Origin of the sequence: Ensifer sp. ENS11 (genome assembly GCF_014851895.1) — a bacterium.
Taxonomy (GTDB): domain Bacteria; phylum Pseudomonadota; class Alphaproteobacteria; order Rhizobiales; family Rhizobiaceae; genus Ensifer; species Ensifer canadensis.
Genome location: NZ_JACVAN010000002.1, coordinates 227,411 through 252,841, shown reverse-complemented (window position 1 = coordinate 252,841; position 25,431 = coordinate 227,411). Strand labels below are relative to the sequence as shown.

Genomic DNA, 25,431 nt, shown 5'->3' with positions numbered 1-25,431 from the left:
GCCCGGCGCGTGGATGTCTGGTTCGCGGATTTCAAGGGGCCATTGTTATCAATTCATGAACAACGCGTTCCGACAATCGATACTACACATCCTCATCGTGAGGGACCATCTGTTTAAGCGAAGGGCAGCGAAAGCTCTTCCGACCGCCTCGATCGACTGAACGCCATCGGCAAGGCCACCGCGTTCCAGGAAAGACCGATCCGGCCAAACGTAGTTTTGATGAAACCCTCGTTCAAGCGAACGAGCCTCCCAGGAGCAAAGACGATGAAAACCACGATCCACACCGCACTCGCCGCAGCTCTCGTTGCAACAGCCGTTCTCGGCGGCGCCTCCGCCGCCTTTGCCGGCGGCAGCTATTACGAAGGCATCAGCCCGACCCCGCTGTTTACCGAACGCGCTCCCAAGGCCGCCGGTAGCTCCGCCTTGAACATCCGCGGTTCGGAAGCCGGATATGTCGACCGTACGTCCACCGGCTCGGTCCACAATTACGATGCCAGGCCGCAGGTTGTTCAGGGCGGCGAAGGCGAATACTACCAGGGCATCTCCCGCTAAGGCGCATTCCGTCTCCGGTCATGGGGCTTCCAGCCCCATGACGCTCCATCCCCATCAAGGAAAACTCCCATGAAAAAGTCCATCGCAACGCTTCTCGTTGCAGCGGCAACGTTGGCCGGCGCATCCACCGCCTTTGCCGGCGGCAGCTACTATGAAGGCGTCAGCCCGAAGCCGCTCTTTACCGGTCGTGCAGACGCTTCGGCAGGTGCCGGCGTGTCCGCAAACACCGTCGACGGTGGTGATTACTATGCCGGTATCGAGAACAAGGCGGTTGACGCCGCGGCGACAGGCGCGATTGCCAACGGCAATGCGAAGGCCTTCGGCAAGACCGGTCAGGACAGTCAATAACCCACGCCAAACGGACGACCAGATAACCCGGTCCCGCCAAGCGGGGCCGGGTTATCTCGTTTTGGCGTTGCCAATGAGGTGATTTGCCATGACAGAAAAAATTCACGTCGCTGAGCGGCTCTTCGAACTCTACCACTGCGTCCACCGCCTGGTGAACGCGTCCATGAGTGAAGAAGGCGTCTCGCTCGCGCGCAGCAAGTTCCTGTTCTATCTCAGCGAACTCGGTCCATGTCGCTGCGCCGACATCGCTTCGGCACTCAGCTTTGCCCCGCGAACCGTCACTGAGGCGATCGACGGACTTGAGCGCGACGGGATGGTCGTCCGCGAGCCGGATCCCGAGGACCGGCGAGCAAAGATCATCTCGATTACCGACCTCGGCCGGGCCGGCCTCGAAGCGGCGCTCCGGCCACGTCGTCAGATGATCGAAGAGCTTTTCTCGGCGCTCGATGACAATGAGCGCACGGATCTTCATCGCCTGCTCGGTCGGCTGGGTGACAAGGCTTGCGAAATCGGCACGAGCCGGATGGCCGTGCATGAGCGGCAGTCAGAAGCGGCATGAACCCTGGAGATCGCGACGCGCTTTAGGCAGCGTGCGGCGAATAGATCTTCGCCCGTTTGCCGCCAAGCTCCGGCGTATAGGCAAGAATTCCCGAGCGCGATCCCGTTCGGGCGGCCGCAAGCGCCAGTTCGGCCTGCTGCATGACGTCGGCTGGCGTCGCCATCGGCTGGGCCGTCGCGATGCCGGCCGAGAGCGAAAGGGTTTCGGTCGTGAAAGCACGGCCGGGCAGGGCGACGCGCAGCGCCTCCACCGATTGCTGGATGCGCTGCGCAATTGCTTCGGCGTTCTCCTCTGTGACGTCGCTGCAGAGGAACGCAAATTCCTGGCCGCCGACGCGTGCGACGAAGTCACTCTTCTTGATCGACTTGCGAAACAGCGTCGAAAGTTTGCCGAGCGCCTTTTCTGCCGCGCTGCCGCCGTGCTGCTCGGCGATACCGCGCAACCCCTCGACTGACACGACAAGCAGGGCAACCGGCTCGGTTATGCCTTCGGCTTCCAGCATTGTTCTCAAACGCGCCGCCAGGGCCAGGCGATTGGGCAGGCCGGTGGCGGGGTCGCGGGTCAACGGTTTGCGGCTTTCGGCGAACTCGCCTTCCAGCGCTGCAAAGCGCTCGGCGCTTACCTGCAAGGCTGTTTGAAAAGCCTGTTCTTCATTCATCAGCAGGCCGGCCGCATCCCGCAACCTCGCTGCGTCGTCGGCAAACTCCGACAGGCCGGCAACCGGGTCGGCGACCAGGCGGTCTTTGAAGCGGTCGAGCTGGCTTCTGAAGGCGTGTTTCTGCGCCAGGCTGTGCCTCAGCTGCAGAGCAAGTTCGCTCAGGGCCTCCTGTGCTGCTGCCCTTGCCCTGTCGGCGGCAAGTGCCCCGTGAGCCACCAGATGATGCTTGAGGCCGAGTTCGTCGAGGGCGTCCTGCTGCGGCGTGGCGCCGAGCGCCGCCAGATCGCGCGAAAGCTGCGGTAGCCGGCCGGACAAGGCTTCATAGACAAGTTCATAGTTGCGTGGCAGTGCCGCGATGCCAAGCTGAGACATGGATTGCGCCACCTTCAAAATGATGGTGGTGCTTTTCGTCTGCGATCGGCCGGTGTTCGCGGCAACTTGCCTGGTCATTCCGTGGTCGTCCTCGATGCCTGTATGGGATCCGAAAACACTATGGCGGCGCTGCGTTTAAGGGAGTCTGAAGATACCAGGCGCGATACCAGATCTGCCCGGTATGGTTGTCGAAATCCCACCGCAGGAGGGACTGGCGCAACCGATTGGAGCGGAAAGTCGAAAGTTGCTGTTTTAGTTCATGTTTATAGTTGACGGAGCTTGTCAACAATTATATCCCGCCTTGCTAAATCGGGCGGGAGGCTCGAATGCAGAGTGATGGTTTGACAATGCCCCCTTCATTCATCGCGGATCTTGCGGCGTGGGGCGAGCGTCCCGCTCTGGTTCTTCCCGGTCGGCGTTTCGTCAGCTACCGCGACCTGCACGAAAGGGTCGACCGTCAGGTCGCACTTTTTCCGCGCACCCGCGCGCTGATAAAGCTTGAGCCCGAACTCTCCGAACATGCCATCATTGCCTATCTCGCAGCGCTTAAGGCCGGACATGTGGTTGCCATGCAGGCGCCGCGCGCCGCCGGCACTGCGGCCTGGACGGACATGTTCGAACCGGACTGTGCCTATTGCCGGATCGACGGCCGTTGGCGAACCGAACATCTGGGGGGCAGTGACAAGCCGTTGCATCCGGACCTCGGCCTCCTGCTGTCGACCTCTGGCAGTACCGGGTGCGGCAAGGCGGTGCGGCTTTCGGCTGGCAATGTTTCGGTCAATGCCCGCTCGATTGCCGAATATCTGGAGCTTGGCGCCGACGATCGCAGCTGCTTGATCCTGCCGCTGCATTACTCCTATGGCCTTTCGGTGCTGAACGCCCATCTGACTGTCGGCGCCAGCCTTTACGTTCCCAGCGGCTCGATCCTTGATCCAGGATTCCTTGACGGTCTTGCGGCCAGCGGCTGCACCAATCTTTCCGGCGTGCCCTATTCCTATGAACTCCTGGAAAAGGTCGGCTTTCGCGACCGTGCGTTCCCGCAACTGCGTTTCATGACGGTTGCCGGCGGACGTATGGCGCCGGAGCGCGTTCGTGCCTATGACGAGCATCTTCGCGCCCAAGGCGCCGCTTTATTCGTCATGTACGGTCAGACCGAAGCGACGGCCCGCATCGCCTATGTTCCCCCCGCGCGGCTCAAGGGCAATGAAGACCGGATCGGCGTCGCCATTCCCGGTGGCATGCTATCGATCGCGGATGATGAGGGGCGAGCGATTGCCGGTGCCGGTGTCGCCGGCGAACTTGTCTATCGCGGCCCCAATGTGATGATGGGCTACGCCTCGTCGCGGCAGGACCTGGCCCGCGGCGCAGACCTTGACGAACTGCATACGGGCGACCTGGCGGTCCGCGAAACCGATGGCCTTTTCCGCATCGTTGGACGCATGAAACGCATGTCCAAGATCGCTGGCCTGCGCATCGGCCACGATACCCTCGAGCACGCGCTCGAGCGGCGCGGTGTTGTGGCGGCAATCGTCGGCGATGACGAAGGGCTGCATGCCTTCTTTCAGGGCGAAGGCCGACTCGAGGACGTGCGCCGCCTGCTCGTTGCCGCGAGCGGCCTGACACTTGCCCACATCATGGCCACGCACGTGCCGGAAATCCCGAGGTTGCCATCGGGCAAAGTCGACTATGGTGCCCTGAGCCTTGCAGCAAAGCAGGCGATCGCCGCCGGCCACGGCGATCGCGAAGGTATCGAAAGCCTCTTCCAGCAAGTGTTCTATCCTGCACGGGTGAAGCCGGAGGATAGCTTCCTCTCGCTCGGCGGAGATTCGCTGCGTTTCGTGCAGCTCTCGATTGGTCTCGAAAAGGCGCTTGGACAGGCTCCGGAGATGTGGGAGGCCATGCCGATCGCAACACTTGCGGCGCTGGAAAAGCGAGAAACGGCGACGGCAAGGATCGGAATGGATCTGATCATCCGTGCCTTGGCTATATTGCTCGTCGTTCTTCACCACGAAACCCTGTGGCCGCTGCCGGGCGGATCGGCTGCCATGGTTATCCTTGCCGGTTTCAGCCTCGCCCGATTCCAGATGGGGCCGCTTCTGGCCGGTGGTGGCTTGGCTATTCTGCGACCACTCACGCAGATCCTCGTGCCCTATTATCTCATTGTCGGCGCCTATGCCGCCGTTTGGGGCGAAGTCCCCTGGGCATCGATCTTCCTTGTCGGCAATTTCGGTTTCGCCGATCCGGAGACCCGTGGCATGGTGCCCTACCTCTATTGGTTCATCGAAGCCTATTGCCAGATGATGCTGGTCTTCGTGGCGCTGTTCGCGATCCAGCGCTTCCGGCGGCTTGCTGCTCGGCAGCCCTTTGCGATGGGCATGCTGTTGCTCGGCGTGGCGCTGATCGCCAGGCTGGCCTTGCCGATACTCTGGCCGATCGGCAACCGGCAGATCTTCACCTTGCCATGGATCTTCTATCTCGCTGTGATCGGCTGGTGCGCCGCGATCGCCGAAACGCATCTGCAGCGACTGCTTCTGGTGGTCGCGGGAGCTGGCGCCTTCCTGTTTTTCGGCCTTTACGAGGGCGTCTGGATCGGCACGAAGATCAAGTATCTGCTGTTGATCGCCGTGCTCGTTGCTCTGGTCTATGCGCCGCGCGTCAGCGTTCCGCGCTGGGCAGCGCAGCTGGTGCTGCCGCTATCGGCTGCCGGCTTCCATATCTACATCCTGCACCGTTTCGTGCCGGAGCTGTTGATGACGCCGCTGCAGCCGCATCTCCCAACGGTGCTCTTTTCCACAGTCTCGATCGCAGGCGGCATCGCGCTTGGCCTCGCCGCCTGGCTCTTGCAACGCCAATTGCTCAAGGCGGCTGTGAACGGAAGGCCCAAGCCCGGACTGTCGCTTAATCATCTGCGGCCGAGTGCCAGATGGGCTGTTTTAGTTCGCCCACTTTTCGCCTTCGGTCCACAAAAAGAACGCGAGATCCAGCACAATTGATGGACGCCCAAGCGCTGTCAGCGTCGCGTGCACCTGGCCGCGGTGATGGGTCTGGTGATTGAAGACGTGGGCGAGCGTTGGCCCGAGCTTCTGCGTGACGATCACTGGTGAGCTCAGCGTCGTGTAATTGAAGGTGGCGGCAAACCGCGCCTCATCGAGCCCGTAGATCCAGGCAATCATTCGCGCATCTTCCCGTTCGCGTGCGCTGGTAAGGCTGGCGAGATCTTCATGGAGCATCGTATCCAGCGCTGTCGGCGCGTCGCCTTCGCCGGTGAAACGTTTCATCCAGATCCGATCCGCGGCAAGGATATGATTGAGCGTCGCAAGCGCTGACCCGAAGAATGCACCCTTGCTCTGCCTCAGTTCGCTGTCCGGAAGTTCTGCGGCCGCTGCGTAGAGCCGGCGGTTGGCCCAGATGTTGTAGTCGGCGAACATGCGAAAATGATCGAGCATCTGTTTCTCCTTCGTGGTCGCGAAGTTAGCGCAGATCCGCATTCCTGTGGCGAATGCCACCCATGAAATTTAATCATTTGATCGTTCGATCCGTCTGGCGTCGAATGAGGTGAGACGATCCAATTTTCGCCGGGAGATCACGTGAGCAGGAAACTCTATTCGCTTTGCGGTGCCGACAGGGCCCGACCTTTTTCACCGCATGTCTGGAAGACCAAGCTGTCGCTTGCGCATAAGGGGCTCGACTTCGACGTCGTTCCGATCGGCTTTACCGAGATCCCCAAGGTAGAGGAAGGCGCCACCAAGCTCGTGCCGCTTCTGCGCGACGGCGACCGGCTGGTACAGGACAGTTTTGAGATTGCCGTCTATCTCGACGAGAACTACCCGGATCGGCCGTCGCTGTTTGGCGGACCGGGCGGCATGGCCATGGCCCGCTTCATCGAGGGCTGGTCGCAGACGACGCTGCATCCGGCAATCGCTCGCATCATCATCAAGGATATTCACGACAGGCTCGATCCGGTCGATCGGGTCTATTTCCGCGAAAGTCGCGAGGCGCGCTTCGGCACTTCGCTCGAAGCGGTGGCTGAAACCGGAGGCGCGGCCCTTGCGACCTTCTCCGACAAGCTTGAGCCGCTGCGCCATATGCTGAAGTTTCAGCCCTATCTCGGCGGCGAGCGGCCACTCTTTGCCGACTACATCGTCTTCGGTGCGCTGCAATGGGCGCGTATCGTTTCGCCGCAACGCCTGCTTTCCCAAGGCGATCCGGTCACAGACTGGTTCGAGCGTTGCCTCGACCTGCACGATGGCATCGGCCGCTCTGTGACAGCGGCGTGAAACCCGCAAGGCTCGCGGCGAATCGTGAGTGAACCCCCTTGTTTTGCGCGGAATTGGCGGCTAATGAACCGCCACTTCTCAAGAAAACAAGGGAATTGAGCCAATGGCGATTGAACGTACCTTTTCGATGATCAAGCCGGACGCAACGAAGCGTAACCTGACCGGCGCCATCACCAAGATGCTCGAAGACGCCGGCCTGCGCGTCGTTGCTTCCAAGCGCGTCTGGATGAGCCGCCGCGAAGCTGAAGGCTTCTACGCCGTTCACAAGGAACGTCCGTTCTTCGGCGAACTCGTCGAGTCCATGTCTTCGGGCCCGACCATCGTTCAGGTTCTCGAAGGCGAAAACGCCATCGCCAAGAACCGCGAAATCATGGGCGCCACCAACCCGGCAAACGCTGATGAAGGCACGATCCGCAAGGTTCACGCCCTTTCGATCGGCGAAAACTCGGTTCACGGTTCGGACGCTCCGGCAACGGCTGCTGAAGAAATCGCATACTGGTTCTCCGGCACCGAAATCGTCGGCTGAATTCAATATCTGCATTTCCGGCCATAACGGCTTGAAATCACTCGATTGAACCGGAGCGGAAACGCTCCGGTTTTTTCATATCGGGCACTTTGCCGTTTCAAAATGCTCCGGCGCCTTGCCGTCCCGGAAGACCGCCGGATTCTTGTCGTATGCCGGACCCTCGACCAGTGGCTTCGCCGGCAAGATATCTTGGTCGACATCGGAGGTGACGGTGGTCTCCAGTTTCTGCAGCGTTTCGCCCGCAGGTCCTTTCACCTCGATCGTCACCGCATAGGGCCTTTCCTTTTTCACACAAGTCAGATCGGGACTTTCCAGCACCACTCTGTCGAGCTTTGGAAAGAGCTTGCGCGTCACCTTGAGCGACTCGCCGCCCACCGGGTTCTCGAATGTCGCGATGACAATGCTACCCTCGGGCACGGGCTCCGTCTTCTGGAGCGTGATCGTGTAGACGGCATAGGCGAGGCGGTAGTTGAAGATGAACATCTTGCCAGTCAGCTTTAGCGGATCGGGGCCGGTCTCCCGTTGGCAGCCGGCGATCAGCATCACCGTCATCATGGCCGCAAGCGTTGCAATCGTCCGTATTATCATTGTGCCTCCTCCTTGCTGCGGCGATAGTGACGCTTGGCCTTGCTGCGGTTGCCGCAGACGGCCATGTCGCACCAGGTCCGGCTGCGGTTGCGGCTCCTGTCCAGAAATAGCCAGCCGCAATTGGGGCAGATCTTCAGCCGATCGGGTTCGGGATTGGCGACGAGGCTGAGTGCGGAATGGGCCGTAGCGGTGTCGAGCGCGACGGCGTCTCCACCGTTGCCGGCACCACGCAACACCGCGGCGATCGCCTCGAGCAGGTCGGCCATCAAGTCTACCCGCTGCTCGGCCTCCGCCTGCGCCCGAAAATGCCGATCCGTTGCCTCGCGCAACGTCAAGAGCCTGGTGCGGTTCGGCTCGGCAACGGGCAACAGCGTGCCAAAGCGTTGGCTCTCGGCGCAGAACCGGTTGGCGGCTCCGGCGAAGCCGTCGAGCGCCGGGACGTCGGCAAAGCGATCGATCCGCCTCGCGGGATCAAAGCGCAGGATGACGGAGTTGGCGACATCCAGCGCCAGCGCGCCGCCGGCAAATCGGTGTGCGGTCCAGGTGAAGGTCATGAACAAATCCTAACTGGTAAATGTGATTTTACCAGTTATATTGATGTTGTCACGCTCCCGGATGCGCCATGCTCTATTTCCTGCAGCAGATCGCCAATGCCGTCCCTATCGCCGCGCTCTATGCTGCGCTGGCATTCGGCTATGCCATCGCCTTTGCCGTGACCCGCCGGGCCGATCTCACCTACGGTGCTCTCTTTGCCTTCGCCGGCCAGATGTTCGTGCTGTTTGCCAATTTCGGCTGGAACCAACTGTGGCTGGTGCTGCCGGTAGCGCTCGGCCTCGGCGCCGCAGCGGGCCTCACACTCGGCGTCGGGGCAGGGCTTGTCGCCGGGCGCTATGTGATGCGCCCGCTTGCATTCTCGTCGGCCAACACTGTCGTCGTCGCGTCGCTTGGCTGTCTTCTGGTGCTGATGGAGACCGCGCGGCTGGCGTCGGAAACGAAGAGCCTGTGGCTGCCACCGTTTCTGAACGGCAACATCGTCTTCTGGTCCGATGCCAAGTTCCCGGTGACGCTGACGGTGATCCAGTTGCTCAACACGCTGTTGATGGTGGCGCTGGTCGCGAGCGGTCACTGGTTTCTGGCGCATAGTCGCGCCGGGCGGTCGTGGCGAGCGGTGTCAGAGGATCGTGGCGCTGCTGCCCTGTGCGGCATCGATGCGGCGCGTGTCTATATCGCCGCCTATGGCGCCGCGTCGCTGATCGCCGCCTGCTGTGGCATCCTGGCCGCGTCCTACTATGGCAACATGGATTTCGGCACCGGGCTAACCTTCGGGGTCAAGGTGCTGTTCATCGCGGCGATCGGCGGCCAGACCTCGCCGCTTTGTGCCGCGCTCGGTGCAGCAGCGATCGGCCTGCTCGAAACGCTCTGGGGCGCGTATGGCCCGATCCTCTGGCGGGATTTCGCGATCTTCGGCTTCCTCGTCATCGTGCTCGCGGTGACGCGGCAGGAGAAAATCATCCCCTGATGTCAGCGTTTCCAGCGATCACGCGCCGTGTCGTCGGCATCCTTGGCGCTGACCCAACCGCCGGCCGTTCCGTCGCTCGAGTGCTCCTTCTTCCAGAAGGGAGCGGAGGTCTTGAGGAAATCCATGATGAAGTTGGCGCCATCGAAAGCCGCCTGCCGGTGCGGCGAGGCGGTGATCACCAGCACGATGTTTTCGCCGGGATTGATCTTGCCGTAGCGATGGATCGCCGTTGCCGCTTGCAGCCCGAAGCGTTCGACCGCCAGCCTGCAGATGCGTTCGATTTCGGCTTCGGCCATTCCAGGATAATGCTCTAACTCGAGAGCGGTCAGCGTGCCCGCTTCGTCGCGGCAGAGGCCCGAAAACGTCACAACCGCCCCGATGTCAGGGCGGCCGGAAGAGAGCTTGGAAACCTCGGCCGAAAGATCGAAGTCCTCGCGCTGCACGCGCACGGTGACGGCCGCGCCCATGGCGTCAGCCACCGGTCATCGGCGGGAAGAGAGCGATCTCGCGCGCGCCGGCGATCGGTTCGCCATGCTCGACATGCTCCTGGTTGATCGCTGCGCGGATGACGTTCTGGTGCTCGAGCGCCGTCTCGTATTCTTCCCCAAGGGTTTTCAGATGCGCAAGCAAATCGGCAATGGTGACGACGTCGGCCGGGACTTCCAGCGTTTCCTCACCCTTGCCAATGCGTTCGCGCACCCAAGAGAAGTAGATGAGATTGACGGTGCTCATTCGTTGACCACATGTTTCAGGCCGGCGCGGAAATAGTCGTAACCGCTGTAGAGCGTGATCGCCGCGGCAATCCACAGCAGAACGATACCGGCCTCGGTCGTATAGGGCAGGATCTTGTCGCCAGCGGGGCCGGCCAGCAGGAAGACGATCGCCACCATCTGGATCGTCGTCTTCCACTTGGCGATGCGGGTAACCGGGACGCTGACCTTCAGCGCTGCCAGATACTCGCGCAGACCCGAAACGAGGATCTCGCGGCACAGAATGATGATGGCGGCCCAGATCGACCAGCCGGCAATCGTGCCGTCGGCGGCAACGAGCAGCAGGATCGAGGCGACCAGCAGCTTGTCGGCGATCGGATCGAGCATCTTGCCGATGTTCGAGGTCTGCTTCCAGATGCGGGCGAGATAACCGTCGAAGAAGTCGGTGATCGAGGCGATGGCAAAGAGAGTGACCGCCGTCCAGCGCGCAAAATCCGAACTGTGCAGCCGGCCTTCGACGAAGAAGCAGAGCACGATCAGCGGCACGATCAGGATTCGGAAATAGGTGAGCAGGTTGGGGATGCTGTAGGCGACGGGCGTGGGCATGGATTCGGGTTCTCTGTCTTCCTCGGAGGTACAGAATGACTTTGCGACCCTCAGGTCAACAAATCATTGTGCGAAGGTTGTCATAATTGGCGCATCTCACCTGAACGCCCGGTGAATTGCCACTGCATAATTCCTTAAATCGGTATCGATCGGGGGGCGAAACGATGCGGCAAGGTTGAACCATTACAGCGTCTTCCGCGTGTCCTCTTCGACATGCTGCGCTGCAACGGTCATTTTGCCGCGTCCTCATGGAAATGCTCGTAGACCAGCCGGGCGACCGCTTCGGAAATGCCGTTGACCGCCATCAGGTCGTTCATGCCGGCGCGGGAAACGGCCTTGGCGGTACCGAAATGGGTGAGCAATGCTCGCTTGCGCGTCGGCCCGATACCGGCAATCTCGTCGAGCGGGTTCTTGACCATCTCCTTCTTGCGCCGCGCGCGGTGGGAGCCGATGGCAAAACGGTGCGCCTCGTCCCGTAGGCGCTGGATGAAATAGAGCACCGGATCTCGCGGCGGCAGGGTGAAGCTGTCGCGCCCGAGCGCGAAGAAACGCTCGCGCCCGGCGTCGCGGTCGACACCCTTGGCGACGCCGATCGCCGTCACGCAGTCTTCGACATCCAATTCCCTCAGGATCGTGCGGACAGCCGTCATCTGTCCCTGGCCGCCGTCGATCAGGATGACGTCCGGCCAGGCCGGGAAGGCTGCATCTTCGGCGACCTCGGCAGTCCGGTCCGGTTTGCCTTCTTCCTTGAGCAGGCGCGAGAAGCGGCGGGTCATCACCTCGCGCATCATGCCGAAGTCGTCGCCGGGCGTGATGTCGGTCGATTTGATGTTGAACTTGCGATACTGGCCTTTGACGAAACCTTCAGGGCCGGCGACCACCATGCCGCCGACGGCATTGGTGCCCATGATGTGGGAGTTGTCGTAGATCTCGATCCGCCGTGGGGCGCGTTCGAGCTTGAACGTTTCGGCAAAACCTTCGAGCAGTCGCGACTGCGACGCGGTTTCAGCCAACTTGCGGCCATGCGCCTCGCGGGCGTTGGCAAGCGCGTGATCAACAAGATCCTTCTTTTCGCCGCGTTGAGGCACCTGGATCGACACCTTGTAGCCCGACTTTTCGCTGAGCGCCTGGCCGAGCAGTTCCTGCTCCTCGACTGCCTCGCACAGCAGGATCTGCCGCGGACAGGGCTTGTCGTCGTAGAACTGCGCGAGGAAGGCCGAAAGCACCTCTGCCGTCGGCAGCGATGGGTCCGCCTTCGGGAAATAGGCGCGGTTGCCCCAGTTCTGCCCGGTGCGGAAGAAGAACACCTGGATGCAGGAGGTTCCGCCCTCGTGGTGGATCGCAAAGACGTCCGCCTCTTCGACGCCGGCCGGGTTGATGCCCTGGTGGCTTTGAACGTGGCTGAGTGCTGCGAGCCGGTCGCGATAAAGTGCGGCACGTTCGAAGTCGAGGTTTTCCGCAGCCTCGCCCATCGCCGCCGCAATCGTCGCTTTCACCGCCTGGCTCTTGCCGGAGAGGAAGTCCTTGGCCTCGCGCACAAGTTCGGCATAACCCTCATTGCTGATTTCGCCCGTGCAGGGCGCCGAACAGCGCTTGATCTGGTGCAGAAGACAAGGACGCGTGCGTGTCTCGAACACACTGTCGGTGCAAGTTCTCAACAGAAAGGCGCGCTGCAGCGAGTTGATCGTGCGTCCGACGGCGCCCGCCGATGCGAAGGGGCCGAAATAATCGCCCTTTCGGCTGCGTGCGCCGCGATGTTTGTAAAGGGCGGGCGCACGGCTGTCGCCGGTGACCAGAATATAGGGAAAGGACTTGTCGTCGCGCAGAAGCACGTTGAAACGCGGCCGGAGCCGCTTGATCAGGTTGGCTTCAAGCAGAAGCGCCTCGATCTCCGTGCGGGTGGTGACGAACTCCATGTTCGCCGTTTCGCGAATCATCCGCGAAATACGGTTGGAGTGGCCGCGCCCCTGGGCGTAGTTGCCGACGCGCTTCTTCAGGCTGCGTGCCTTGCCGACATAAAGGACGTCGCCGGCCTCATTGAACATGCGATAGACGCCAGGGCCGTTCGGCAGCCGCTTGACGAAGGCCTGGATCAGTTCGGCGCCCTTGAGGCCCACGACCTCGTTGCGATTCTCCGCCCACTCGATCGCCGGGCCTGCGGGCACGCCTTCAGGCGCCTCGATCAGGTCGTCGTCGTCTTCGATGTCATTGCCGTCATAAAGGATGCCGCCGTCAGTCGGCACGCGTCCGTTCATTCCACTATCTCCCTGATATCAGGCGTTTCCCAGGCGAGGTGCTGGCCGCCATCCAGCGCGATCATCTGTCCGGTAATCGACGGCGTGTCGAAAAGGAATCGGATCGTCCGCCCGAATTCGCCGAGCGCCGGACCGCGCTTGAGGATCACCGCATCGACCTGAGCCTGGAAATCGCGAGGATCCTGCCGCTCGTTCGGCAGTGTCGGCCCGGGGCCGATGCCGTTGACGCGAATATCCGGCGCAAGTGCCTGAGCCATCGTTTGTGTTGCCGTCCACAGTGCGGACTTGGACAACATATAGGAATAAAAACGCGGGTTTGGAGACCAGACGCGCTGGTCGATCACATTGACGACGAGGCCGGAGACGCCGCGTGGCAGCTGGCGGGCAAAATCGCGGGCGAGCAGGGAGGGTGCTTTTACATGCAGGGCGAAATGCCGGTCCCAGACGGCTTCGTCGAAAGCGTCGAGGCTATCCTTCTTGAACAGCGAGGCATTGTTGACGATCAGGTCGATCGGTCCGAGCGCTTCGTTGGCTTGCGCCATCAGCGCCAAGGTTTCCTGTGTGTCGGTAAGGTCCGCCTTCACGGCAACGGCTGCGACCCCGGTTTTGACAAGCGAAGCCGCAAGCGCCTCCGCCTCATCGAGCGAGCCATTGGCGTGGATTGCGACCGCGAAGCCGTGCGCCGCGAGGTCTTCAACTATAGCCTTGCCGATCCGTTTGGCGCCACCGGTTACGAGTGCCGCCTTCAGTGATTTCTTCACGTTTCATCCCGCTTTTCGAATCTTCGCGCCAGCGGACGAAGATATAGGCAAGAAACGCCGCCCTGAAACTCTCCCTGACGATTCATTTCGCAAAAATTAATGGAATTCGCGTAAATTGTATTATTTTGAAGCCATATAGTATATCTTTCGTTAATCTTGAAAGATGGTTAATAAAACTCCTGTGGCGTGAAAGCAACATCAAACTTTGGGCGTGATTGTGCCACCAAAATTTCACATTTTGGCTCTTGTGAATCCTCATTTGCTGGCCAATTTCAGCTCAACCGGGCGGGTTAATTGAAAGTTGTCCGATGTTTCATTGCGGGATCCCAACCCTCGAGGCATCGGTTCGTAAAGGAGAATATTTATGCGTACGTTCACCACCACCCTCATGGCTTCGGCCGTATCCCTCATCGCCTTCCAGGCCGCCCACGCTGCAGACGCGATCGACGAAGTTCCGGCGGCTCCGGCGGCTGAATACACCGAGCCGGCTGCGAAGAACTGGTCGGGCGCTTATGTCGGTGGTACCGTTGATTGGCGCCATGGCGAAGCCGACGCGACCGGCAACAACCCCGCGGTTGGATTTGGCGGCGGCCTCTATGGCGGCTACAACGTTCAGAGCGGCCAAATGGTTTACGGTGGTGAAGCCGATATCGGCTACGCCGGCAACGATTCTCATTCCAGCAACCGCAGCGTTACGCAAGGTGTGAACGGCTCGATCCGCGGCCGCGTCGGTGTCGATCTGAACCCGGTCCTGGTTTACGGCACGGCCGGTCTCGCCGTCGGTAACGCCAAAGTTAGAACTCAGGCTGGCGCCGACGACAAGACCATGGTCGGATGGACGGCTGGTGCTGGTGCCGAAACCTTCGTGACGGACAACATCACCGCCCGCGTTGAGTATCGCTACACGGACTACGGCTCGAAGGACTTCCATATGGGCGGTACGAGCGTCTCGACCGGTTACGATGAGCAGAGCGTTCGCGTCGGTATGGGTGTGAAGTTCTGATCGGCTTCTGCCGGATCAAAGAAAGAAGGCCGGGGTGACCCGGCCTTTTTTTATGCTTTGAATTTGGAATAATCCGGAAAGTGCTTTTCGAACTTCGCCGGCCAGTTCTTGAGCTTGGCGCGACCCCGCTGCCATTCGCCGCTGAAGCGCAGCTCAATGTAGCGCAGCAGTGCCGCGAGCGCGAAATGCCCCGCATGCAGCTTGGCTCCGGTCTTGGGTAGGTTTTCGTTCAGATGGTCGAGGCCGCGTTCGATCTTCGTCCATTGCATGTCGATCCAGGGCTGATGGACCTTTTCCGGCGGGTGGATGCGCTTCTCGTAGACGATCGCCAGCAGGCAGTCACAAATGCCGTCACACAGCGCCTCGAGGATTTCGATATCCAAGCGCTTGCCGGCATTCTTCGGGTAGAGCTTGCCTTTCGTTCCCCGGTCGATGAAGTGCATGATCGTGCGGCTGTCGTAGATAGACTTGCCATCGCCGGTAATCAGCGTCGGAATCTTGCCGAGCGGATTGCTGCCGATAAGCTCTGGCGAGTTGGCATTGGTATCGGTCAGCACGCTTTCAACCGCAAACCCGGCATAATGCGCGGCCATGCGGACCTTGTTGGAGTAGGGGGATGTGGGCGAGTAGAGTATTCTCATCGAGCATCTTTCACTTTCGCGCGCACCGCCCGAAATCGAGTACGGAAGGCCACACGCAGTTTCAAAACATAGGAGCGGCTCCCGCACCCATTGGCAAGGTATCGGCCTAGGATGCTGGAGGCAGTGTCACGGTGTCTCTTCGGCAGGCCTGGCGATCCACTTCGGGGCAGGGCCGGAAGCTCAGCGCCTTGTCGAAGCAGATCCTGATTTCCTCCAGCCGCTTGCCCTCGCAGGTAACAGCGACGGCGTTTGTCGTCATGCCCGGATTTCTGGCCACGAACGCGGCCTCGATGGCGCTGACGGACATCGAATTTTCGCGACGCGCAGCACCGAGTTCCGCCGGCAATGCAACGCGCTCGCGCGCTGCACGTGTCACGGCGAAATAGTCCTGCTGGCTGAGGCCCGAGCAGGTGCCATGTTTGCGCCATTGATGGCCGATCAGCCCCATCGAAGGAATGAGATCGAGATACTGGCGGCCGAGCGCTTCCGGCACACGATCGGATTGGCGCCTCGGGCAGAAATCGGGGTACCCTCGCTCATCCTGCGGCCACAGCCCATGTACGATCAGCCCGCGGTTGCTGCCGATCTTGCACTGTCCGATTTTGCCTGATGGGTCGTTGTCATCGCACCAAGTCGGCGACCAAGAGAGTGAGAGGACGTAGAAATCAAAGCCCTGGCCGACGGGGAGGGCGACATCCGTTTTTGTGTGGCCTGCAGTTTGCAATGGCGGCTTCTTCTCGGCGCTGTCTTCGCTGCAGCCGACAAGTGCCAACACAACGAAAAGCGCCGGCAGGAGCCGGCGCTGTCGGCAATACCTCGGCATGGTCAGCGAAGCGAAGCGCAATGTGCGCCGTAGACATACCAGGGATCGAGGCCGCCGACGCAGAACTCGATGCTCCGGCCGATGCCGGCAAAGCCCCAGTTGCGCTCGATGAGATAATAGAGCGGCCGCTGGTCGCCATCCGTCATGACGGCAGTCGCGCGGCAATACTCGCGCTCGACGCGGTGCGTGTAGTCGCGTAGTTCCAGCCGGTTCTGGCCCATGTTGCGGATCTCGGCGATCGAGAGATTGGCGTGCAGATAGTTCGCCGCCTTGTATTCGAACCGCGAGGTGATGAAGCCGAGAACCGAGGCGTCGCCACAGACGCCCGCGCTATAGGACGTCGGCTGGTCGCGGTAGGTCCCGAGATAGTCGGCCGCCGAAGCGGCGGGCGCTGTCGTGGCGGCGAAGGAAAGCGAGGCCAGAAGCGTTGCGGCGAGCTTGCGAGTCATGGGCGTCTCCCTGGATCGTCTCGCAAGATTGCGGCTTTAAGAGCCTTTCAGTCAAGGCCCCGAGTTGCTGCTTCTTCCCCACGCAGCCAGAAGCAGCGTGCCGAAGCGAAACGGTCTTGTCCGAGCCGGGTTTTCAAGAAGGGCAACAGCACGTCGAGTTCACTCTTGAGCGTGAAGGGTGGGTTGACGATGATCAGGCCCGAACCCGACAATCCCGTGGTGTCGCGGTCGCTGCGCACGGCAAGCTCGGCGCAGAGCATTTTCGGGATGTTGAGCGCCTTGAGTGCCTCATGGAAGGCCTTGATCGGCGCATTCTTCTTCAGGGGGTACCACAGGCAGAAGGTGCCGCCGGCAAAGCGTCGATAACCCCTGGCGAGGCCGTCGGCGAGCCGTTCGTATTCTCCCTCGATCTCGAAGGGCGGGTCGACCAGGATGAGGCCGCGCTTTTCCTTGGGCGGCAGGTGAGCGCCAAGCGCCAGCCAGCCGTCAAGCTCGGTGATCCGGCTCTGGAAGTCGCCGTCGAAGAGCCGGTGCAGCGTCTCGTAGTCATCAGGGTGCAATTCCATCGCCGACAGACGGTCCTGCGGGCGAAAAAGCATGCGAACCAGCTTCGGAGAGCCGGGATAACGCGTCAGCTCCGAACCGGTGTTGAGCTCGCGAACGGTCGCCAGATAGGGTTCGAGAATAGCTGCGACCGGCGCTGGCAGATCACCCTCGAGCAGCCGGCCGATGCCGTCGCGCCACTCGCCGGTCTTCTGCGCTTCTTCGCTCGACAGATCGTAGAGACCGATGCCGGCATGGGTGTCGAGAACCCGGAACGCCTTCTCCTTTTGCTGGAGATAGGTGACGAGCCGTGCCAGCACCGCATGCTTGAGAACATCGGCGAAATTGCCCGCGTGATAGATATGCCGATAGTTCATGAGGGCCGCCGATGGCTGTGATCAATTGTTTCGATGGATGCGCGTTTGGCTCTTTGAGCCCGATTGTCGATGCCATATAGAAAAGCCATGAACGTTGCGACCCCCATCAAAGCAGAAAAGTCGATCGGCCACTCCGTCTGTCCGCACGACTGTCCCTCGGCTTGCGCGCTGGAAGTGGACCTGACGGCCGAAGGCCGCATCGGCCGCGTGCGCGGTGCCGCCGCCAACACATACACCGCTGGCGTCATCTGCGCCAAGGTCGCGCGCTATTCCGAGCGCATCTATCATCCTGACCGGCTGATGGTGCCACAGCGGCGCGCCGGAGCGAAGGGCAGCGGCAACTGGCAGGAGATTTCCTGGGAGGCGGCACTCGACGAGATCGCCGACCAGTTCGTCAGGGCCGAGCAGAAGCATGGGGCCGAAGCCATCTGGCCCTATTTCTACGCCGGTACCATGGGGCAAGTGCAACGCGATTCCATCGACAGGTTGCGCCACGCCAAGCGCTATTCCGGCTTCTTCGGCTCGATCTGCACCAATATGGCCTGGACCGGTTTCTCGATGGCAACCGGCTCGCTGCGCGGCCCCGACCCGCGCGAGATGGCGAAGTCCGACTGCGTGGTGATCTGGGGGACAAACGCGGTCGCCACCCAGGTCAACGTCATGACCCACGCGGTGAAGGCCCGCAAGGATCGCGGCGCCAAGATCGTCGTCATCGACATCTACGACAATCCCACGGTCAAGCAGGCCGATATGGGCCTGGTGCTGAGACCGGGCACGGATGCGGCGCTCGCCTGCGCGGTGATGCATGTCGCCTTCCGCGACGGTTATGCCGACCGCGCCTACATGGCCGAATTCGCCGATGACCCGACCGGGCTCGAAACGCATCTGAAGTCGCGCAGCCCCGAATGGGCGTCGGCGATCACCGGTCTGTCCGTCCAGGAGATCGAGGCGTTCGCGAAACTCGTCGGCACGACGCCGAAGAGCTTTTTCCGCCTCGGTTACGGCTTTACCCGCCAGCGCAACGGATCGGTGGCGATCCATGCAGCCGCCTCCGTTGCCACGGTTCTTGGATCGTGGAAGCACGAAGGCGGCGGGGCGTTTCATTCCAACAACGACATCTTCAAGCTCGACAAGCGTGAGCTTGTCGGCACCGCATTCCACGATCCTGATGTGCGCATGCTCGACCAGTCGCAGATCGGGCGGGTGCTGACCGGCGATGCCGAGGCGCTGCGCCATGGCGGCCCGGTGACGGCGATGTTGATCCAGAACACCAATCCGGTGAACGTCGCCCCGGAACAAAGGCTGGTGAAACGCGGGTTCCTGCGGGACGACCTGTTTGTCGCGGTGCACGAACAGTTCATGACCGACACGGCGCAGCTTGCGGATGTCGTGCTGCCGGCGACGATGTTCCTGGAACATGACGACCTTTATCGCGGCGGCGGCCATCAACACATCCTGATTGGGCCGAAGGTGGTGGAGCCGCCATCGACCGTGCGCACCAATCTCTTCGTCATTGAGGAACTGGCGAGGCGCCTCGGCGTCGCCGATCATGCCGGCTTTGGGTTGAGCGAGCGCCAGCATATCGACCGGCTGCTTGCCAACTACGGCATCGGCTATGACGAGATGAAGCGCGAGAAGTGGCTCGACTGTCAGCCGGCGTTCGAGGACGCGCATTATCTCAAGGGCTTCGGTCATCCCGACGGCAAATTCCGCTTCAAGGCGGACTGGACCGGCACGCCGGCGCCGAACCGTCCCCCGAAGTCGATGGGTCTGCAGGGGCCGCATGCGGCACTGCCTGAGTTCCCTGATCATGTCGACCTGATCGAGGTCACGGATGCGAAACACCCCTTCCGTCTCGCTACCTCGCCGGCGCGCTCTTTCCTCAATTCGACCTTCGCCGAGACCCCGTCGTCGATCCAGAAGGAAGTCCGCCCGATGGTAATGATGCATGCGGATGACGCCGCCTCACTTGGCGTCGGCGACGGTGATATCGTCAAGCTCGGCAACCAACGCGGCGAAGTGCGCCTGCATGTGGTGGTCGGCGGCGGCGCGCGGCGCGGTGTGGTGATCGCTGAAGGCCTGTGGCCGAACGGCGCCCATCTCGACGGGGAGGGCATCAATGTGCTTACTGGCGCCGATGCAGTTGCGCCCTATGGCGGCGCGGCTTTCCATGACAACAGGGTCTGGGTGAAACCGGCACCCTGACTCTAGCCACCGGATGCCTTCATGAGCGGCGACCATCAACATGCGGATGTCAGCAACACGCCAGTCTCGCGTCTCTGGGGTGCGCTCGGGCTGACGGGCGGCTTCATGCTGGCCGAGGTCGTCGGCGGCATTCTGACCGGCAGCCTGGCGCTGATCTCGGATGCGATGCATATGCTGACCGACGCGGCGGCATTGGCCATCGCGCTGGTCGCCATCCATGTCGGCCGCCGGCCGTCGGATCTGCTGCGCACCTACGGCTATGCCCGCTTCGAGATTCTCGCGGCGGCCTTCAACGCCCTGCTGCTGCTCGCCGTCGCCTTTTACATTCTCTACGAGGCCTGGCAGCGCCTGTCGCTGCCGCAGGAAATCCAGTCGGGCGGCATGCTGCTGATTGCCGTCATCGGTCTTGTCGTCAACCTGATCTCCATGCGGCTTCTGACCAGCCACAAGGACGAGAGCCTCAACGTCAAGGGCGCCTATCTCGAGGTCTGGTCGGACATGCTCGGGTCGCTGGCGGTGATAACAGGCGCGGCGATCATCTGGTTTACCGGCTGGCAATGGGTCGATTCGTTGCTCGCCGTTGGTATCGGCTTCATGGTTTTTCCGCGCACCTGGGTGCTGCTGAAGGACTGCGTCAACATTCTGCTGGAAGGCGTGCCGCCTGGCATGCGCCTGGCCGATATCCATGCGGCAATCACGACCGTGCCCGACGTTGCCTCGGTGCATGATCTGCATCTCTGGGCGATCACCCAGAGCCAGCCGTCGCTGACGGCGCATGTCGTTCTGGCGGAAGAGGCCGACGGCGAGACGGTGCGGCGTGCGATCGAACAACGGTTGCGCGACGAGTTCGACCTGCACCACACGACCTTGCAGATGGAACGCGAAAGCTGCGCCCCTTCGGAACACATTCACTGACGGTCGACTGCGACCACATCCTTTCCTCTCCCGACCAAGGACCCCGCCATGACGAACCACCACGATCCCCGTGTCAGGATCATCGAGCGGCGCACGCTCTCGGACGGTTTCATTCATCTGGAAGAAATCACCCTTGAGCAGGACATGTCAGGCGGCGGCACGGCGACGCTCACGCGTGAAGTGCATGATCACGGCAGCGCCGCGACCATCCTGCTGTTCGATCCGAGGCGTGAGAGCGTCGTGCTCGTCCGCCAGCTGCGCGTGCCGGTGCTGCTGCAGGGCGATCCCGCCTATATGATCGAAGCGCCGGCCGGCCTGCTCGACGACGATACGCCTGAAGTCGCGATCTGCCGTGAGGTGCTGGAGGAGACCGGCTACCATGTCGACAAGGCCACTCACCTCTTCGATGCCTATATGAGCCCCGGCGCGCTCACCGAGCGCACCAGCTTCTTCGTTGGGCTTGTTGATGTCACAGAAAAGGCCGGTGATGGCGGCGGCCTGGCGCATGAGGGCGAGGATATCGAGGTTCTCGAAATTCCCTTTGATGAAGCGGTCGCCATGATCGCGACCGGCGAGATCTGCGATGCCAAAACCATCATGCTGCTGCAGTGGGCCCAGCTGAACCGCGGCAAGCTCACGGCATAAGACCTTGTTTTATAAGAGAACAATACATTACGGATATTTCACTTTTTGATCGTTCTCGGGTAGGCTACAGCGCTGATGTCTTCATCAATGACATGGGCAACCCATGACGTCCTCCCTTACGGAACGTGCAGCCAACGACGATCAGCAGATCGAGGTAGGATGGAGACCCTTTCTGCGCCGTAACCGGCGCTATCTGCAGGCACTTGCGACATTGCTGGTGATCGCCCTCTTCGGGTTGGCGATCTTTCATCTGACCTCCGAAGTGCAGTACGGCGACGTGGTCCAGGCGCTTGCAGATACCAGCTGGACCTCTGTCGCCGCGGCGGTGTTCTTCACCGCCTTGAGCTTTTTCGCGCTCACCTTCTACGATGTCGGCGCGCTTGATTACGTCAGGCGCAAGCTGCCCTATGCCGATGTCGCGTTGACGGCGGCCTGCGCCTATGCGGTCGGCAACACGGCCGGCTTTGGCGCCTTGAGTGGCGGCGCCATCCGCTACCGGTCCTATTCGCGGCTGGGCATCGAGCCGGAAAACATCGCCCGGATCATCGCCTTCGTGACGCTCGCCTTCGGCCTTGGGCTTTTGACGGTCACGTGCCTGAGCCTGCTCGGCGTCGGCGAATATGTGGCGCCCTTGACGGGTCTTAACCCCTTCTGGCTGCGGATGATCGCGGTTGCCATTCTCGGCGTCGTGCTCGCTGTCTTCGTCAAGGCGCGTGACGGTCATGAGGTCAGCCTCGGGCGCTTCACACTGCGCCTGCCGGATTCGCGCACCTCCTCGCGCCAGTTCCTCGTCACGGCGCTGGATCTGGCGGCATCGGCGACGGTGCTCTACGTGCTGCTTCCGGCGGGCACAATCGGTTGGCCCGCCTTCCTGGCGATCTATTCGCTTGCCGTCGGTATCGGCGTTCTCAGCCATGTTCCGGCCGGGCTCGGCGTCTTCGAGACGATCATCATCGCCACGCTCGGTCACAGCGCCGATGTCGACACGATCCTCGGTGCGCTGGTTCTCTACCGTGTCATTTATCACGTGCTGCCGCTGCTGATCGCGATCGCGGTTGTCATCGGCACCGAGCTTCGTCAGCTTTCCGGCCATCCCGTCGCCTCCAGCGTGCGCCGTATCGGCGGCCGTATCACGCCGCTTCTCCTGGCAACACTCGGCATCGTGCTGGCGATCATGCTGGTGCTGTCGAGCGTCACGCCGACGCCGGATGAGAATCTCGCCTTCCTCGAGGGTCTGCTGCCGCTGCCGATCGTCGAGGGCGCGCACTTTCTGGCAAGCTTGCTCGGCCTTGCGCTCGTCATCGTCTCGCGCGGGCTCGCACAGCGGCTCGATGGCGCCTGGTGGGCGTCGGTCGCAATCGCCGTTGCCGCACTGCTGCTTTCGCTGATCAAGGCGATCGCGCTGGTCGAGGCCGGCATGCTTGCCTTCTTTCTCGTCGGTCTCCTCGCCAGCCGCCGTCTGTTTGTTCGGCCGGCTTCGCTCTTCGGCCAGGCGCTGACGCTGCCGTGGTTGACGGCACTCGGGGTGATCTGCCTGGGTGGGCTGGTCGTCCTGCTGTTCGTCTATCGCGACGTCGAATACAGCCATGAACTCTGGTGGCAGTTCGAATTCTCTGCCGAGGCGCCGCGCGGCCTGCGTGCGCTTCTGGGTGTGACGATCGGCGCCAGCGCTGTTGCCATCTGGAGCCTGATGCGCCCGGCGGCCTCAGGCGCGGAGCCGGCAACCGACGATGCCATGGAGCGGGCATTGGCGATCGTCGAGGCGCAGGACATGTCCGATGCCAATCTGGTGCGCATGGGAGACAAGAGCCTGATGTTTTCCGCCGATGGTCGCGCCTTCATCATGTATGGCCAGCGCGCCCGCTCGTGGATCGCGCTGTTCGACCCGGTGGGGCCGGTCGATGCCTGGCCGGAACTGATCTGGCAGTTCTTCGAGAGGGCCCGCGCCAGCGGCTGCCGCGCGGTGTTCTATCAGGTTTCGCCACTTGGGCTCGCCTACTATGCCGATGCGGGACTTCGCGCCTTCAGGCTCGGCGAGCTCGCCCATGTCGATCTCGCCCGTTTCGAGATGAAGGGCGGCAAGTGGGCCAATCTGCGCCAGCAGGTCAGCCGCGCCCAGCGCGACGGGCTGGAGTTCAAAATGGTGGCTCCAGCAGACGTTCCGGCGATCATGGGCGAATTGACGGCGATTTCCGATGCATGGCTTGCCCATCACAATGCCAAGGAAAAGGGTTTTTCGCTTGGGGCTTTCGATCCTGAGTATCTGGCCGAACAGCCGGTCGCGATCCTCACCTACGAGGGACGGATCGTCGCCTTCGCCAATATCCTGGTGACGGCAACCAAGCAGGAAGGCACCGTCGATCTCATGCGCTTCTCGCCGGATGCCCCCAAGGGATCGATGGATTTCCTGTTCGCGAAGGTGATGGAATATCTGAAGGCCGAGGGGTACCGGACCTTCAATCTTGGCATGGCGCCGCTGTCTGGTATGTCCTCGCGCCAGATCGCGCCGGTCTGGGATCGGGCAGGGCGAACCTTCTTCGAGCACGGCGAACGCTTCTACAATTTCAAGGGACTTCGCGCCTTCAAGTCGAAGTTCCACCCCCATTGGCAGCCGCGCTATCTCGTGGCGAGCGGCGGCATCAATCCGATCCTTGCCTTGATGGATGTAACATTCCTGATCGGCGGCGGCCTCAAGGGAGTGATGAAGAAATGATGCGGATCCCGATGATCTGGAAGCCTCTGGCAGGTGCCGCCCTTCTCGCCATCGCGACGGTTGCACCGGCTTTAGGGCAGGAGACGGCGGCGACCTACGACACCGGCATGATCCCGGCACCCCATATCCTCGTCCCGAAGGACAAGGCATCCGCCCTTGTTGTTCTGCTGTCCAATGCGGATGGCTGGAGCGACAAGGAAGATGCGGTCGCTCGCGCCCTTGTCGACGACAAGGCGGTCGTCATCGGTATCGACCTCAAGGCCTATCTTGCCTCGCTCGCCAAGGACGACGGCGACTGCATCTACACGGTGTCGGATATCGAAGCGTTGAGCCAGCAGGTCCAGCGCGTCCTCAAGAGCGATGCCTACCTCCCGCCGATTGTGGCCGGGGTCGGAGCGGGCGGGGCCATGGCGCTGGCCATCGCCGCACAGACGCCGGCTGCGACCATCGGCCAGACGCTTGCGGTCGATCCGGAGGAAGGCGTTGCGCTGACGAAGCAGCTCTGCACGCCGGCGGAGAAGACCTTGAAGGCCGATCGCATGGTGTACGGCCTGACGGACGGTGCCCTGCCGGACCCGATCTCCGTCGTCTTTACGCCGACGGCATCCGACGACGGCCGAAGCCATGTGGCTAAACTCATCGAAAAACACCCTGATATCACGCAGGAAGACAGCGACGACGAAGCCTATGCGGCGCTATCAGGTCATCTGACGGATCTGATCGACAGCGAGAGCGCGGCAGACAATCCATTCGGCTTGCCCCTGACGGTGCTCGATACCAAGCCGACACGCGACACCATGGCGGTGATCTATTCCGGCGATGGCGGCTGGCGCGATATCGACAAGCAGGTCGGAGACGTCCTGCAGCAGCAAGGTGTCCCTGTCGTCGGCATCGATTCTCTGCGTTATTTCTGGTCCGAGCGCGAACCGCAGGCGACGGCCGACGATCTCGCCAAGGTGATGAGCTACTATCGCAAGCGCTGGAACGTCCGCAATGTTCTCTTGATCGGTTACTCCTTCGGTGCCGATATCCTGCCACGCACTTTCAATCTGCTCCCGCCCGCAGAGCGCGCCCATGTGCGGCAGGTCACGCTGATGGCGCTATCGCATCAGGTCGACTACAAGATTTCGGTGCTTGGCTGGCTCGGCGCGGCCGGGCAGGGCGATGGCGGCGATCCGCTCGACGATATCAAGCACATCGACCCCTCTTTGGTGCAGTGCATTCACGGCACCGAGGAAGAAGACGACGCCTGCCCTGACCTGAAGGGCGCGGGCGTCGATGTCGTCGCGATCGAAGGCGGTCACCATTTCGACGAGGACTATCCCGCCTTGACCCGGCGTGTGCTCGACGCGCTCGACCGGCGGTTGGCTTCGGCAAAGTAGTGGT

At 61.8% G+C, this 25,431-nt stretch carries 26 protein-coding genes; 13 read left to right on the top strand and 13 right to left on the bottom strand.

The genetic code is table 11. From position 1 onward, the window contains the following. Nucleotides 1–264: 264 nt before the first annotated feature. The 3 genes from IB264_RS05295 to IB264_RS05285 all read left to right on the top strand — a co-directional run bounded on the left by IB264_RS05295 (nt 265) and on the right by IB264_RS05285 (nt 1,459). The gene (locus IB264_RS05295) at nt 265–552 is read left to right on the top strand and encodes a hypothetical protein (protein WP_025426469.1); all 288 of its coding nucleotides are present in this window, start codon (nt 265–267) and stop codon (nt 550–552) included. 69 nt (nt 553–621) lie between these two features. Next, nucleotides 622–900, top strand: coding sequence for a hypothetical protein (locus IB264_RS05290; protein ID WP_025426470.1), 279 nt, complete (start codon nt 622–624; stop codon nt 898–900). An 88-nt stretch (nt 901–988) separates the two neighbouring features. Beyond that, nucleotides 989–1,459, top strand: a complete 471-nt coding sequence (locus IB264_RS05285; RefSeq protein ID WP_025426471.1) for a MarR family winged helix-turn-helix transcriptional regulator — start codon at nt 989–991, stop codon at nt 1,457–1,459. Between the two features lie 22 nt (nt 1,460–1,481). Here IB264_RS05285 and IB264_RS05280 read toward each other — a convergent pair whose 3' ends face one another. Next, nucleotides 1,482–2,567 carry a GGDEF domain-containing protein gene (locus IB264_RS05280; protein WP_025426472.1) on the bottom strand — a complete coding sequence of 362 codons (1,086 nt, stop codon included), beginning with the start codon at nt 2,565–2,567 and terminating at the stop codon, nt 1,482–1,484. 269 nt (nt 2,568–2,836) lie between these two features. On the opposite strand from IB264_RS05280, the gene IB264_RS05275 reads away from it, so the two are divergent. After that, on the top strand, nt 2,837–5,482 hold the full coding sequence (locus IB264_RS05275; RefSeq protein WP_373688500.1) for an AMP-binding protein: 2,646 nt from the start codon (nt 2,837–2,839) through the stop codon (nt 5,480–5,482). On the opposite strand, the gene IB264_RS05270 is transcribed toward IB264_RS05275, so the two are convergent. Then, entirely contained in the window at nt 5,423–5,935 is a 513-nt protein-coding gene (locus IB264_RS05270) for a DinB family protein (RefSeq protein ID WP_025426474.1), read from the bottom strand. The two genes, IB264_RS05275 and IB264_RS05270, sit on opposite strands and share 60 nt — an antisense overlap. 141 nt (nt 5,936–6,076) lie before the next feature. On the opposite strand from IB264_RS05270, the gene IB264_RS05265 reads away from it, so the two are divergent. Together IB264_RS05265 and ndk are read left to right on the top strand one after the other, a co-directional pair. Beyond that, nucleotides 6,077–6,766, top strand: coding sequence for a glutathione S-transferase family protein (locus IB264_RS05265; RefSeq protein ID WP_025426475.1), 690 nt, complete (start codon nt 6,077–6,079; stop codon nt 6,764–6,766). A 103-nt stretch (nt 6,767–6,869) separates the two neighbouring features. After that, the gene (ndk, locus tag IB264_RS05260) at nt 6,870–7,292 is read left to right on the top strand and encodes a nucleoside-diphosphate kinase (RefSeq protein ID WP_025426476.1); all 423 of its coding nucleotides are present in this window, start codon (nt 6,870–6,872) and stop codon (nt 7,290–7,292) included. Between the two features lie 75 nt (nt 7,293–7,367). On the opposite strand, the gene IB264_RS05255 is transcribed toward ndk, so the two are convergent. Both IB264_RS05255 and IB264_RS05250 read right to left on the bottom strand, forming a co-directional pair. Continuing rightward, a complete protein-coding gene (locus IB264_RS05255; RefSeq protein ID WP_038575989.1) occupies nt 7,368–7,880 on the bottom strand; it encodes a hypothetical protein in 513 nt (170 codons plus the stop codon). After that, on the bottom strand, nt 7,877–8,434 hold the full coding sequence (locus IB264_RS05250) for a CGNR zinc finger domain-containing protein (RefSeq protein ID WP_025426478.1): 558 nt from the start codon (nt 8,432–8,434) through the stop codon (nt 7,877–7,879). Before IB264_RS05250 ends, IB264_RS05255 begins: the two co-directional genes overlap by 4 nt. Before the next feature lie 68 nt (nt 8,435–8,502). Between IB264_RS05250 and IB264_RS05245 the strand changes: the two genes are divergently transcribed. Then, nucleotides 8,503–9,399 carry a branched-chain amino acid ABC transporter permease gene (locus IB264_RS05245; RefSeq protein WP_025426479.1) on the top strand — a complete coding sequence of 299 codons (897 nt, stop codon included), beginning with the start codon at nt 8,503–8,505 and terminating at the stop codon, nt 9,397–9,399. Nucleotides 9,400–9,401: 2 nt separating this feature from the next. Here the strand turns inward: IB264_RS05245 and IB264_RS05240 are convergent, their stop codons facing one another. The 5 genes from IB264_RS05240 to IB264_RS05220 form a co-directional block, all read right to left on the bottom strand. Further along, nucleotides 9,402–9,866 (bottom strand): molybdenum cofactor biosynthesis protein MoaE, encoded by a 465-nt coding sequence (locus IB264_RS05240; protein ID WP_025426480.1) that lies wholly within the window; start codon nt 9,864–9,866, stop codon nt 9,402–9,404. 4 nt (nt 9,867–9,870) lie between these two features. Next, nucleotides 9,871–10,131 (bottom strand): molybdopterin converting factor subunit 1, encoded by a 261-nt coding sequence (moaD, locus tag IB264_RS05235; protein ID WP_025426481.1) that lies wholly within the window; start codon nt 10,129–10,131, stop codon nt 9,871–9,873. Next, the gene (gene pgsA / locus IB264_RS05230; RefSeq protein ID WP_025426482.1) at nt 10,128–10,715 is read right to left on the bottom strand and encodes a CDP-diacylglycerol--glycerol-3-phosphate 3-phosphatidyltransferase; all 588 of its coding nucleotides are present in this window, start codon (nt 10,713–10,715) and stop codon (nt 10,128–10,130) included. The genes moaD and pgsA overlap by 4 nt, the downstream gene beginning before the upstream one ends. A gap of 230 nt (nt 10,716–10,945) precedes the next feature. After that, nucleotides 10,946–12,970, bottom strand: coding sequence for an excinuclease ABC subunit UvrC (gene uvrC, locus IB264_RS05225; RefSeq protein ID WP_025426483.1), 2,025 nt, complete (start codon nt 12,968–12,970; stop codon nt 10,946–10,948). Continuing rightward, nucleotides 12,967–13,731 (bottom strand): SDR family oxidoreductase, encoded by a 765-nt coding sequence (locus IB264_RS05220; RefSeq protein ID WP_025426484.1) that lies wholly within the window; start codon nt 13,729–13,731, stop codon nt 12,967–12,969. The genes uvrC and IB264_RS05220 overlap by 4 nt, the downstream gene beginning before the upstream one ends. A gap of 364 nt (nt 13,732–14,095) precedes the next feature. Between IB264_RS05220 and IB264_RS05215 the strand changes: the two genes are divergently transcribed. After that, complete coding sequence (locus IB264_RS05215) at nt 14,096–14,734, top strand: outer membrane protein (protein ID WP_025426485.1); 639 nt, start codon at nt 14,096–14,098, stop codon at nt 14,732–14,734. Nucleotides 14,735–14,784: 50 nt separating this feature from the next. Here the strand turns inward: IB264_RS05215 and IB264_RS05210 are convergent, their stop codons facing one another. The 4 genes from IB264_RS05210 to IB264_RS05195 form a co-directional block, all read right to left on the bottom strand. Beyond that, a complete protein-coding gene (locus IB264_RS05210; RefSeq protein ID WP_025426486.1) occupies nt 14,785–15,375 on the bottom strand; it encodes a glutathione S-transferase in 591 nt (196 codons plus the stop codon). 106 nt (nt 15,376–15,481) lie between these two features. Further along, the gene (locus IB264_RS05205; RefSeq protein WP_051509200.1) at nt 15,482–16,198 is read right to left on the bottom strand and encodes a ribonuclease T(2); all 717 of its coding nucleotides are present in this window, start codon (nt 16,196–16,198) and stop codon (nt 15,482–15,484) included. A gap of 2 nt (nt 16,199–16,200) precedes the next feature. Continuing rightward, on the bottom strand, nt 16,201–16,647 hold the full coding sequence (locus tag IB264_RS05200) for a hypothetical protein (protein WP_025426488.1): 447 nt from the start codon (nt 16,645–16,647) through the stop codon (nt 16,201–16,203). Between the two features lie 47 nt (nt 16,648–16,694). Then, the gene (locus IB264_RS05195) at nt 16,695–17,567 is read right to left on the bottom strand and encodes a 23S rRNA (adenine(2030)-N(6))-methyltransferase RlmJ (protein ID WP_025426489.1); all 873 of its coding nucleotides are present in this window, start codon (nt 17,565–17,567) and stop codon (nt 16,695–16,697) included. Nucleotides 17,568–17,636: 69 nt separating this feature from the next. Between IB264_RS05195 and IB264_RS05190 the strand changes: the two genes are divergently transcribed. The 5 genes from IB264_RS05190 (at nt 17,637) to IB264_RS05170 (ending at nt 25,427) form a co-directional block, all read left to right on the top strand. Beyond that, a complete protein-coding gene (locus IB264_RS05190) occupies nt 17,637–19,772 on the top strand; it encodes a molybdopterin-dependent oxidoreductase (RefSeq protein ID WP_025426490.1) in 2,136 nt (711 codons plus the stop codon). Nucleotides 19,773–19,793: 21 nt separating this feature from the next. Next, complete coding sequence (locus tag IB264_RS05185) at nt 19,794–20,687, top strand: cation diffusion facilitator family transporter (RefSeq protein ID WP_025426491.1); 894 nt, start codon at nt 19,794–19,796, stop codon at nt 20,685–20,687. Nucleotides 20,688–20,735: 48 nt separating this feature from the next. Next, nucleotides 20,736–21,332, top strand: a complete 597-nt coding sequence (locus IB264_RS05180; RefSeq protein ID WP_025426492.1) for an NUDIX domain-containing protein — start codon at nt 20,736–20,738, stop codon at nt 21,330–21,332. 103 nt (nt 21,333–21,435) lie between these two features. Next, a complete protein-coding gene (gene mprF, locus IB264_RS05175; RefSeq protein ID WP_025426493.1) occupies nt 21,436–24,045 on the top strand; it encodes a bifunctional lysylphosphatidylglycerol flippase/synthetase MprF in 2,610 nt (869 codons plus the stop codon). After that, nucleotides 24,042–25,427, top strand: coding sequence for a virulence factor family protein (locus IB264_RS05170; RefSeq protein ID WP_025426494.1), 1,386 nt, complete (start codon nt 24,042–24,044; stop codon nt 25,425–25,427). The genes mprF and IB264_RS05170 overlap by 4 nt, the downstream gene beginning before the upstream one ends. Nucleotides 25,428–25,431 lie beyond the last annotated feature (4 nt).